Origin of the sequence: Cobetia sp. Ld8, assembly GCF_045066615.1 — a bacterium.
Taxonomy (GTDB): domain Bacteria; phylum Pseudomonadota; class Gammaproteobacteria; order Pseudomonadales; family Halomonadaceae; genus Cobetia; species Cobetia amphilecti.
This window is the reverse complement of sequence record NZ_JBISHF010000008.1, coordinates 638,411-649,482: the sequence shown is the minus strand read 5'-3', so window position 1 is coordinate 649,482 and position 11,072 is coordinate 638,411. Positions and strand designations below refer to the sequence as shown.

The 11,072-nt window shown below is 62.9% G+C and carries 12 protein-coding genes; 1 reads left to right on the top strand and 11 read right to left on the bottom strand.

The features are described from left to right. Nucleotides 1–25: 25 nt before the first annotated feature. Nucleotides 26–529, bottom strand: coding sequence for a ribosome biogenesis factor YjgA (gene yjgA, locus ACJJV2_RS13750; RefSeq protein ID WP_043332563.1), 504 nt, complete (start codon nucleotides 527–529; stop codon nucleotides 26–28). Nucleotides 530–605: 76 nt separating this feature from the next. Between yjgA and pmbA the strand changes: the two genes are divergently transcribed. After that, nucleotides 606–1,976 carry a metalloprotease PmbA gene (pmbA, locus tag ACJJV2_RS13745; protein ID WP_153635169.1) on the top strand — a complete coding sequence of 457 codons (1,371 nt, stop codon included), beginning with the start codon at nucleotides 606–608 and terminating at the stop codon, nucleotides 1,974–1,976. Nucleotides 1,977–2,081: 105 nt separating this feature from the next. On the opposite strand, the gene mgtE is transcribed toward pmbA, so the two are convergent. From mgtE to ACJJV2_RS13695, 10 genes are all read right to left on the bottom strand, one after another. After that, nucleotides 2,082–3,437, bottom strand: a complete 1,356-nt coding sequence (gene mgtE / locus ACJJV2_RS13740) for a magnesium transporter (protein WP_043332561.1) — start codon at nucleotides 3,435–3,437, stop codon at nucleotides 2,082–2,084. A 413-nt stretch (nucleotides 3,438–3,850) separates the two neighbouring features. Beyond that, complete coding sequence (locus tag ACJJV2_RS13735) at nucleotides 3,851–4,120, bottom strand: HPr family phosphocarrier protein (RefSeq protein WP_043332560.1); 270 nt, start codon at nucleotides 4,118–4,120, stop codon at nucleotides 3,851–3,853. Further along, on the bottom strand, nucleotides 4,107–5,042 hold the full coding sequence (rapZ, locus tag ACJJV2_RS13730; protein WP_107335427.1) for an RNase adapter RapZ: 936 nt from the start codon (nucleotides 5,040–5,042) through the stop codon (nucleotides 4,107–4,109). The genes ACJJV2_RS13735 and rapZ overlap by 14 nt, the downstream gene beginning before the upstream one ends. Nucleotides 5,043–5,179: 137 nt before the next feature. Continuing rightward, nucleotides 5,180–5,650, bottom strand: coding sequence for a PTS sugar transporter subunit IIA (locus ACJJV2_RS13725; RefSeq protein WP_043332557.1), 471 nt, complete (start codon nucleotides 5,648–5,650; stop codon nucleotides 5,180–5,182). 9 nt (nucleotides 5,651–5,659) lie between these two features. After that, entirely contained in the window at nucleotides 5,660–5,968 is a 309-nt protein-coding gene (gene hpf, locus ACJJV2_RS13720) for a ribosome hibernation-promoting factor, HPF/YfiA family (protein ID WP_043332555.1), read from the bottom strand. Between the two features lie 660 nt (nucleotides 5,969–6,628). Next, complete coding sequence (locus tag ACJJV2_RS13715) at nucleotides 6,629–8,077, bottom strand: RNA polymerase factor sigma-54 (protein WP_054555105.1); 1,449 nt, start codon at nucleotides 8,075–8,077, stop codon at nucleotides 6,629–6,631. A gap of 233 nt (nucleotides 8,078–8,310) precedes the next feature. Beyond that, nucleotides 8,311–9,051, bottom strand: a complete 741-nt coding sequence (gene lptB / locus ACJJV2_RS13710; RefSeq protein WP_043332551.1) for an LPS export ABC transporter ATP-binding protein — start codon at nucleotides 9,049–9,051, stop codon at nucleotides 8,311–8,313. Between the two features lie 3 nt (nucleotides 9,052–9,054). Then, the gene (gene lptA, locus ACJJV2_RS13705; protein WP_225347607.1) at nucleotides 9,055–9,633 is read right to left on the bottom strand and encodes a lipopolysaccharide transport periplasmic protein LptA; all 579 of its coding nucleotides are present in this window, start codon (nucleotides 9,631–9,633) and stop codon (nucleotides 9,055–9,057) included. A 108-nt stretch (nucleotides 9,634–9,741) separates the two neighbouring features. Beyond that, complete coding sequence (gene lptC / locus ACJJV2_RS13700; protein WP_405281696.1) at nucleotides 9,742–10,425, bottom strand: LPS export ABC transporter periplasmic protein LptC; 684 nt, start codon at nucleotides 10,423–10,425, stop codon at nucleotides 9,742–9,744. Next, nucleotides 10,425–10,994: an HAD family hydrolase gene (locus tag ACJJV2_RS13695; protein WP_052384400.1), complete on the bottom strand. Its 570-nt coding sequence runs from the start codon at nucleotides 10,992–10,994 to the stop codon at nucleotides 10,425–10,427. The genes lptC and ACJJV2_RS13695 overlap by 1 nt, the downstream gene beginning before the upstream one ends. Between the last annotated feature and the right edge of the window lie 78 nt (nucleotides 10,995–11,072).

Sequence of the window (11,072 nt, the reverse complement as noted above, 5' to 3'; positions counted from 1 at the left end):
CAGTGCTAGAGCGGCAGGACCCGTGTCAGAGGTCGAGTTCGGCCCGCAGCAGCTTGAAGAGCTTCTTGGCGCTGTTGGGCTGTTTGCCGGCGTCACGTTCGGCACGCGCATTGCGGATCAGCTGACGCAGGGCCTGACGGTCCACGTGAGGATAATCCTCGACGAAGATCACGAAGGCTTCATCGTCGTCCAGCAGGCGATCGCGCCAGCGTTCGAGACGCTGGAAGGAAGCATCGCGACGCACGTTCTGCTGCTCCATGGCTTCGAAGACGGCACGCACGGCGTCCAGGTCTTCCTTGCGCATCAGCTTGCCGACGTACTGCATGTGGCGACGCAGGCCTTCGTGACTACGAATGCGATGGGTCTCCTCGATGGCGGCCAGCATGTCGTCAGAGAGCGGGAACTTGGCGCGCTGGCCTTCCGGCAGATCGATGATCTTCTTGCCCAGCGCCTGCAGCTCGATCATCTCGCGCTTCAACTGGGACTTGCTGGGGCGCTCGACGAGCTCCTCGGGTCTTTCTTTACGCATGCCAATTCCAATGAGTCGGGGAAATTTGCGGCAGTATAGCACTGCCGGGCCCCCGTCTCCTCAGAAGGAGAACAACATGAGCCAGGCCTTTGATGCCGTTGCTCAGCAACAACTGCTCGAGCGTCGCGTCAGCGAAGCTCTCGAGCTTGCCCGCAGCCTGGGTGCCGACGCCTGTGAGGTCGGTGCCAGCGTCGATCAGGGCGTCAGTATCTCGGTGCGTGACGGCGAAGTCGAGACGGTCGAACTGTCGCGTGACCAGGGTATCGGCGTGACCGTCTATCTCGGCAATCGCAAGGGCAGCGCGACCTCTTCCGATGCCGGCAGCGACTCGATTCGTGCCGCGGTCGAGAAGGCGGTCTCCATCGCGCACTATACCGGCGAAGACAGCTTTGCCGGTCTGGCACCGGCCGAGCTGATGGCCACCGACTTCCCTGATCTCAAGGCGCATCACCCCTGGGCGATCAGCGTCGATGAAGCGACTGACCTGGCGCTGGCCTGTGAGCGTGCCGGGCTGGAAGTGGAAGGCATCGCGCAGTCCGAGGGCGCCAGCTTCTCCAGTGGTGAAGGCGTGCAGGTCTATGGCAACAGCCATGGTTTCCTGGCCAGCCAGTGCGGCAGTCGTCACTCGATGTCGTGCATGCTGATCGCCAAGGATGCACAGGGCATGCAGCGTGACTATGACTACACCAGCGTGCGCAATCCGGCAGACCTGCGCTCTCCCGAGTCGGTGGGGCGTGAAGCCGCTCGCCGCACGCTGGCACGCCTGAATGCGCGCAAGGTGGCGACAGGGCGCATGCCGGTGCTGTTCGACCCGCAGATGTCGGCCGGGCTGGTCGGTCACTACCTGTCTGCCATCGCCGGCGGCTCGCTGTACCGTGAGTCCAGCTTCCTGTGCGATAGCCTGGGGCAGCCGCTGTTCCCCGACTGGTTCACGCTGGGCGAGAAGCCGCGGGAAGTCGGTGGCATGTCCAGCGCCGCCTTCGACAACGATGGCGTCGCGACGCGTGACAATGTCTACTTTGCCGATGGCAAGGTGCAGAGCTACATGCTGAGCGCCTACAGTGCCCGTCGCCTGAACATGCAGACCACTGGCAACGCTGGCGGCGCGCGCAACGTGCGCATCACCGCGCCGTTGACCTCGCTCGATGAGATGCTCAAGCAGATGGGCACCGGCGTGCTGGTGACCGAGCTGATGGGCCAGGGCGTCAACGGCGTCACCGGTGACTACTCTCGCGGCGCCTCCGGTTTCTGGGTCGAGAACGGCGAGATCCAGCATGCGGTCGAGGAGTTCACCATTGCCGGCAATCTGCGCGACATGGCGGCCAATCTGCTGGCGGTCGGCGATGATGTCGATACGCGTGGCAGCATCCACAGCGGTAGCTGGCTGATCGATGGCATGACCGTCGCGGGCATGTCCGAAGGCGAAGACGAAGAGCTGGAAGGCTGATCGCTGACGCCTCTCTGATCGCGCGACAGGCGAGAAACAACACGGCCGCTCCCAAGGGAGCGGCCGTGTTGTTTCTGGAGAAGTCACTGGAACCCGTCGGGCGTATTACAGGTAGAGCCAGGTCGCCAGCCCGAGGAAGGCCATGAAGCCGATCACGTCGGTCACGGTGGTCAATATCACGCTGCCGGAGAGGGCAGGGTCGATATTGAGCTTCTTGAGCAGTACCGGCAGCAGCGTGCCCGTCACGGCGGCGATCAACAGGTTGATCATGATCGCGGCGCCGATGATGGCCCCCAGCTGGACATCCCCGAACCACACGATGGCGATGCCTGCCACCACCACGGCCCATAACAGGCCGTTGAGCCCCGCGACGATGACCTCGCGCTTGAGTAGCCAGCGGACATTGCCACTCTTGACGTGGCCCAGCGCGATACCGCGAATCAGGACGGTGAGTGCCTGAGAGCCCGCGATGCCGCCCATGCTGGCGACGATGGGCATCAGCACGGCCAGCGCGGTGATCTTCTGGATGGTGCCTTCGAACATGCCGATCACGGCGGAGGCCATGAAGGCGGTCAGCAGGTTGATGCCGAGCCAGACGGCGCGGCGCCACGAGGTGCGCATCACGGGAGAGAAGGTGTCTTCGTCCTCATCCATCCCCGCCATCGACATCACCTGGTGCTCGGCGTCGCCACGGATGACGTCGACCACGTCATCGATGGTGATGCGACCCAGCAGGTTGCCATCGCCGCCAACCACGGGCGCCGAGATCAGGTCGTGCTTCTCGAACAGCGAGGCGACTTCGGTTTCCGGCATCAGGGCCGGAATCACCACGCTGTCGGTGTCCATCACTTCGCGCACCGTGACGCCGGGGTCCGAGACCAGCAGGCGATTGATGGGCAGGGCACCGATGAATTCATCGCGACGCGAGACGACCAGCAGGGTATCGGTGGAGTCGGGCAGGCGCTCGTGGCGGCGGATATAGCGCAGCACCACGTCCAGGGTGATGTCCGGACGAATGGTGATGGTGTCCGTGTTCATCAGGCCGCCGGCGGTGTCCTCCGGGAAGGACAGTACCGTTTCGACGCGCAGGCGCTCCTGCGCCTCCATGGAGTCGAGGACTTCGAGAATCACCGCATTCGGCAGGCGCTGCAGAATGTCGGCGACATCATCCGGTTCCAGGTTCTCGGTGGCGGCGAGAACGTCGACGGCGTCCATGTCCTTGAGGAAGTCGGTCTGGATGTCTTCGCCAAGGTACTGAAGGACATCGCCCTGCAGCTCGGCATCGACCAGCTCCCAGAGCAGATTACGCTCCTTGGGGGGCGAGGATTCCAGCAGGTGGGCCACGTCCACTGGCGCGAGGCCGCGATTGAGCATGCGTCTTGCCTGTTCCAGCTCGCCGCTTTCCAGCGCCTGTGACAGGCGATCAAGTCTTGGCTTGAGTTTACGAGACGTCTTGCTCATCTGTCGGCTTCCCCTGTCGACATGAAGGACAGCGCTGATTCTACCATTGGCGTAGGGGGGCACGTCGACAAAAGAAAACAGTGTTTCTTATCGAAAGGACAATCCGCGTCCCGCCACTGGCACAAAAGCAGCGTTGCATGGCTGCCAGGCGCAAGGAGAGGTGCTGGGATTGGTACAAGGGTAGGCGCAAGGAGAGGTGCAAGAACAGGCACAGACATCCTGCGTGAGCAGTGATGGAGCTGCCCAAGGAAGCTGCGCGAGGGGCTGACCGAAAAGGGGGAGGGCCTAAAGGAAGGCTGTGCGCAAAGGGTGAAAGGGGCAAGGAGGCGAGAGCCAGACGAATGAGCCGCGATGCACATCCCTGATGTACAGCGCTAACACACAGCGCAAATGCACAGCGCTGTCAGTGGCGGTTATTCGTCTTCCTCGAAACGCGCTTCGAACAGCGCCTCGATGGCCAGCATCGCCTCATCGGCCTGTTCGCCCTCGACATCGATCAGCAGTGTCGTGCCGCAGGGCGCGGCCAGCATCAGCAATGCCATCACATTGGCTGCATTGGCGCGTCGCTCGCCATGGCTGACCATCACCGTCGCGCAATAGGGCGCACAGCAATTGACCAGCTTGGTGGCTGCGCGGGCGTGCAGCCCGCGGCGGTTGGTCAGCGTCAGCTCACGAGAGGCCATCGCGATGCTCCTGCTGATGCTCTTGCTGATCACTCGCCTCACCCGCGTTGCTCAGAGCGGTATGAATGCCCAGCTCGCGGTGACGCAGGCGCACCTCAGGCAGGCGCTCGGCAAAGTAGCTTGCCAGCTGCTCGCACAGGTAGACGCTGCGATGCTGGCCGCCAGTGCAGCCCACGGACACCGTCAGATAGCTGCGGTTGCTGTCCTGATAGGCGGGCAGCCAGCGTTCCAGCCAGCCGGCGATATCGTCATGCATCGCCTGGACGGTGGGGTAGCGCTGCAGGAATTCGGCCACGCTGTCATCGCGACCGGTATCGCCGCGCAGATTGATGTCCCAGTACGGGTTGGGCAGGCAGCGGGCATCGAACACCATGTCGGCGTCGGTCGGCACGCCATGCTTGAAGCCGAAGGATTCAAAGGTCAGCGTCAGGTGGCGGGAGCTGTGCTGGGCGACTTGCTCGGTGATGCGCGAGCGCAGGTCGTGCACGCTCAGGTTGGTCGAGTCGATGACCAGATCGGCCTTCTGGCGAATGGGAGCGAGCGTCTTCTGCTCGATCTCGATGGCCTCGGCCAGGGTATGGTCGTTGTCGCGCGTCAGAGGGTGACGACGACGGGTCGCCGAGTAGCGTTCCAGCAGCACTCGCGAATCGGTGGTCAGGTAGACGACCTGCACGTCCATGCCGCTCTGGCGGACGTTGTCGAGCAATTCGGGGAAGCGGGTCAAGGCTTCCGGCAGGTTGCGGGCATCGATGGAGACCGCGATGCGCCGGCGCGCCGGGCTGTCCTTTTCGAGCTGATCGACCAGTGGCGCCAGCAGCATGCCGGGCAGATTGTCGATGGCATAGTAGCCAATGTCTTCCAGCGCCTGGAGAGCGATGGATTTCCCGGAGCCGGAGCGGCCGCTGATGATCACGATCTTCATGAAGTGCTCTCCAAGGGCGAGGTCAACGTCGAAAGAATGCAGGGGTGGGGCAGAAGGCTGCCCGCTATCAGTGCGCTGTACGTCGGCCGATGGAAGGCCAGCAAGACGAAAGCCCGGACGATGTCCGGGCCTGTCATTCAGCGCGCCGGTAATTCGGCGATGGCTTGGGTCAATGCCTCAAAGAGTGCACGCTGGCTGTCTGCCTGGCGCAGGGCCGAGCGATTGGTCGGGGAATTGAGCAATTCCGCAACCTGCCCGAGCAGCGTCAGATGGGTCTCATCCGCTTCCTCAGGCACCAGCAGCACGAACAGCAGATCGATGGGTTCTCCGTCGATGGCATCGAAGTCGATGGGTTCACCGAGCTTCAGAAACGCAGCGATTGGCGTCTTGCAATGCGGGCTGCGTGCATGGGGCACGGCCACACCGTGGCCAATGCCGGTCGACCCCAGTCTTTCGCGCCCGATCAGGCGCGAGAAGACTTCCTGGCTGTCCAGGCTGGGAATGTTCTGTGCGATGAAGGTGCTGAAGAATTCAAGCACCCGCTTCTTGCTCCCCCCGGGGACACCGTACAGCGTGCGCTCGGGGGGAAGGATCTGATCAAGTGTCATGGCTGAAGGTCAACGGGTCCCGGTGCCCTGAGAGCGAGCCTGGGACTTTTCCTTGTGTTTGACCAGCTGGCGATCCAGCTTGTCGGCGAGCGCGTCGATGGCAGCGTACATGTTGGGGTCTTCTGCCAGGGCGTGGAGGTCAGCGCCTGCCGCGTGCAAGGTGCAGGCAGCCTGCTGGCGCTCCTTCTCGATCGACAGTGTCACCTGAACATTGGTGATGTTGTCGTAATGCCGTTCGAGGCGAGCGAGCTTCTCGTTGACGTAATCGCGGAGAGGATCGGTAAGTTCCACATGATGCCCGGTGATATTCACTTGCATGGACACGCTCCTTTATCCAGCGGGTTGCCATTCAATTGTAACCCTTTTTGACTACGAGCAAACCCTGATCGGACGCTCTGCAACAGGCTTGACGGCCACCGTCTGGCGATGTTTTCGCACCCTTGCCAGTGGCGTCAGATGTCGTGAGCGTCTGTACCGACAATGCCCAAGCTTTGCGCAAAGATCAACGCTGCGCTGCATCGTGGCTCAGTGCTTGTCTTCAACTCAGTGAGGGGTAACGGAGTGGACTTCAAGGGCACGTCTGGTGGGTGGTGCGTGAAAGACGCGCAAGAAGGCGGGTTTTCGTCGCCAATCCCTGCATGTACGTCGCCTTTCAGGCGCTTCGATTGCGTGGAGCAAGCGACGTTCCGGGAGGTTCTTCGGGTGTCATCCAGGTGCAATACGCGCAAAAGTGACTTTAAAAACATGCGATTGACGGTAAATGACGCTGCCGGAACGGCGGTTTTTTACCATCATTCTGCGCGCTGTCATGGGCCATGACGGGCAATTGGCGAGCGGTTGACGGCATGACAGAGCGCGCGACAGGCATAACGCTACCCGCGAAGTCAGAGGCTGATGAGCGGAAAATCCAACGCTTGAGGTTGGCGACGGCTGCCATTGTGGAGGTGAGAGCTGGGCATGGCAGCCGCAGGTGATGCGTCAGGCCAGACGCTTGCGCTCGCTGGAGGAGGGGATGCCCATCGCTTCGCGATACTTGGCCACGGTACGGCGTGCGACCTCGATGCCATCGCTGGCGAGCAGATCGACCAGCCGTGAGTCGGAGAGAGGCTTGCGGGCCGGCTCTTCCGCGATCAGCTTGCGGATGCGGGCACGAATGGCGGTGCTTGAGTGGGCGTCGCCACTGCCGCTGCCACCAACCTGGCTCGAGAAGAAGAACTTGAGCTCGAAGACGCCGCGCGGGGTGTGGATGTACTTCTGGGTCGTGACCCGCGAGATGGTCGATTCGTGCATCTCGACCACTTCGGCGATGTTGGCCAGAATCAGCGGCTTCATGCCTTCCTCGCCTTGCTCGAGGAAGTCGATCTGGCGTGCCATGATCTCGCGGCCGACCTTGAGCAGGGTGTCATTGCGTGATGACAGGCTCTTCATCAGCCAGCGCGCTTCCTGCAGGTTGTCCTTTAGGAAGGTGTTGTCGGCGGACTTGTCGGCACGCTTGATCAGCGCGGCGTATTCCGGCTGGATGCGCAGCTTGGGCAGCGCTTCCGGGTTGAGCTCGACCTGCCAGCCATGGCGGGTATGGCGCACCAGCAGATCAGGGATCACGTAATCGCTGGCGGGCTCGCCCCAGGCGGATGCCGGACGCGGGTCGAGCGCGCGTACCAGGCGGATGACGTGGTCCAGCTCGTCATCGTCAAGGCTCAGGCGCCGCTTGAGCAGCTTGCGGTCATCGTTGCCCAGTGCCTCGAGGAATTGACGTACCAAGCGGCGCGCCTGCGCCAGCAGCGGCAGATCATCCGGCAGCAGCGCCAGTTGCAGCAGCAGGCATTCGCGCAGATCACGAGCGAAGACGCCAGTCGGGTCGAACTGCTGCAGACGCAGCAATACCTGCTCGAGCTCGGAGGCCTTCAGGCCGGGCAGGCCCTGGCCACGCAGGCCATCGACCAGCTCATCGAGTGACAGGCTCAGATAGCCGGCACCGTCGACGGCATCGATCAAGCTCTCCGCCATCTGGCGTTCACGGCCATCGAGGTCGGTCATCGCCAGCTGCCAGCGCAGGTGGTCCTGCAGGCTCTCGACACTGGTATTGCGATCGAAGTCCGGCCCTTCTTCGCTCCCGCTGCCACTGCCGGAGCTGGTCAGGCTACCGGCGTGGTCCTGGTAGAGGTCCGACCAGTCACTGTCGAGGGGGTATTCCTCGGGAATCTCGCTCGAGGAGTCGGCAGTGGAGATCTCGCTTGAATCCTGTGTCTCGACGACATCCAGCGACTCGTAGTCCTCGTCGAGCTCCAACATGGGGTTGGACTCGAGGGCTTGCTGAATCTCCTGACGCAGGTCGAGCGTCGACAGCTGCAGCAGCTGGATCGCTTGCTGGAGCTGCGGCGTCATGGTCAGCGAGGTGCCGAGGCGGAGTTGCAGGGTGGGTTTCATGGAGTCAGTCAATTCACGGCAAAGGAACGTGCTTACTACGCTATACCGTGACTCGGGGCACTGACAAGTGGTTGCCGTGAATATTCAAGCAACTTGCATGCCATGTTTCCACCAAGGTGGTATGGACGTCATGCATGCGTCTGATGTCAGACATGAAAAAGCCGCTACGCGATAAAATCACGCAGCGGCTTTTGAAGCTTTCGCCTCGCGAGGACTCAGCGCAGCCGCTGACCCTAGAGCGTGAACTCGTGGCCCAGGTAGACGTCGCGCACCTGCTGGTTGGCCAGGATGGAGTCCGCGTCACCGTGGGCGATGATCTGGCCATCGCCGACGATATAGGCGGTGTCACAGATATCGAGCGTCTCGCGCACGTTGTGGTCGGTGATCAGCACGCCGATGCCACGATCGCGCAGTTGGCGCACGATGCTCTTGATCTCGCCCACCGAGATGGGGTCGACGCCGGCGAAGGGCTCATCGAGCAGCACGAAGTCCGGCTCGGTGGCCAGTGCACGGGCGATCTCGACCCGACGACGCTCACCACCGGACAGGCTCATGCCGGCGCTGGCGCGGATGTGCGTGATGCTGAATTCCTCGAGCAACTCTTCAAGGCGTGCCTTGCGGCCATTGCGATCCAGGTCCTTGCGGGTCTCCAGAATCGCCATGATGTTATCGGCCACCGACAGCTTGCGGAAGATCGACGCTTCCTGCGGCAGATAGCCGATGCCGGCGCGTGCACGCTGATGCATGGCGGCAGCGGAGAGGTCCTTGTCATCGATGGAGACGTTGCCGGCATCGGCGCGCACTAGCCCGACGATCATGTAGAACGAGGTCGTCTTGCCGGCGCCATTGGGGCCCAGCAGGCCGACGATGTCGCCCTGGCGGATCTCCAGCGAGATGTCCTTGACCACCTTGCGGCCCTTGTAGGCCTTGGCCAGATGGCGAGCGCTCAGCGTACGCGGAGTAGCAGCAGTCATGACTTAGTTTTCCTTGCTGGCATTGGCGCCGCGCGGCGTCAGAGTCATGTGCACGCGACCGCCTTCGGTCTGCTGTGCCGTCTTGCTGTTGTTGGCGTTCACCTGGCGCTTGTCGAGGAAGTACTCCACGTAGCCGCCTTCGAAGGTGTCATCGCCTTTCTCGAGACGCGCGTTGCCGACCAGCTCCACGCGGCGCTCCAGTGCATGGTAGCGGATGGTGTCGGCCCAGCCCTTGACCAGCTTCTCGTCGGGCGCGGGTTGCTGTTCCAGGTAGGCACGCTTGCCGGTGGCCTTGACCAGCGAGATCTCGCCGCTGCCGGCGCGGCTGATATCGACGCGGCTGGCATCGAGTTTCATGCTGCCCTGGCGCATCTCCACCTGGCCGGTGTAGGTGGCGGTACCGGCCTTGTCATCGAGTGACAGGGCGTCCGCGGCGATGTTGATCGGCTGGCTGGCATCGCTGTCCAGCGCCATGGCGGCCGGGGCGAAGGTGGACATGCCCAGTGCCAGGCAGAGCGCCATGACACCGCTGTTGAGGGTCTGGCGACAGGCCGTCAAGGGCTTGCGAGTCGTGGAAGTCATGGTGGCTCCTTGGCATGACGGGATCGCCGCCCGAGCAATGATGCCATCGAGCGGCAGAGAAGAAGGTGTTGCGGCGCGGGTCATGGCTTGACGGCCAGCCCGGCGGGTTCATTCACCGCTGGCAGGCGCTGCCTCGAAGGTGCTGTTGACGCGCCCATCATCGGTATTGGTGCTGTCGGTGCCCGAGTCGATGCGCTCGGCTTCCTTGCTGGCCTCGCTCTGGCCTGTGCCGGGTTGCAGGACGCTGCGAACACGGCCCTGCAGCACGGCGGAATCCTGGGAGAGGTCGGCGCTGAAGCTGTCGCTTTCGACATGCTGGCCATTCTGGGTGATCACGACCGGCACGTCACTCCAGGCGCGATTCTGATCACGGCTGTAGTGCAGGACATCGGTATCGAGGGTCCACCGGTCATCGGGCTGGCGCAGTCTGGCATTGCCCTCGAGGGTGAAGGTGTCGCCGCCGGCGCTCAACACGCCACTGTCTCCCGTGGCATACCAGCGGCGGTCTTCACTGTCGTTGGTGCGAATCTTCGGGGTCTGCGCCCGGGTCACGTCATCGCCTGGCGTGTGCTCGATATGCGGCGAGGTCATGGACTGGATCGCCACGCCGCGCGCATCGAAGCGTGTCATGTCTGCCCCGTCGAGATAGTAATCCGGCTCACTGCTGTCGACCTCGACATTGACGGTCGATTCCAGGCTGTTGCGCTGCTCGATCAGCGCCAGCACGCCACCGACGAGCAGCAACAGCAGCATCAGCCAGAGGCGCGGAGAAGGGCGGGACAGACGTAACATCAGGGGCGCGACTCCTGCAGGTAGGTATCCAGCACCGAGGCCCAGTGGCCCTGGGCCTTGAGCAGCAGATCACAGAGCTCGCGCACGGCGCCATCGCCGCCCTGGCGTGAGGTGACCCAGTTGGCCTCGCTCATCACGTAGGCCATGGCGTTGGGCACGCTGACGCCGAGACCGACACGACGAATGGCTTCGCGGTCCGGCAGGTCATCGCCGCAATAGGCGACTTCTTCCAGCTCGATCCCGTGCTCGCGGCACAGGTCGGTCAGCGCGACCAGCTTGTCTTCACGGCCCTGGATGACATCCTGAATGCCCAGTTCCTTGGCGCGACGCTCGACCATCGGCGAGCTGCGGCCGGTGATCAGCGCAACGCGAACGCCACTGCGCAGCACCAGCTTGAGGCCATGGCCATCCTGGACGTGGAAGGACTTGGTCTCGACGCCATTGGCATCGTAGTGCAGACGGTTGTCGGTGAGCACGCCGTCGACATCCAGAGCCAGCAGACGCACGCGGCGTGCGCGGTCGATGATGTCCTGCGGATATTCTTCGCTCAGGGAATTCGTGTCGCTCATGGTCTTTCTCCTCGCACTCCGTGCATGCTTGACGCTGTCCTGTGAACGGCGCTGATGGGCGTTGAGCGGTGGCGTCTT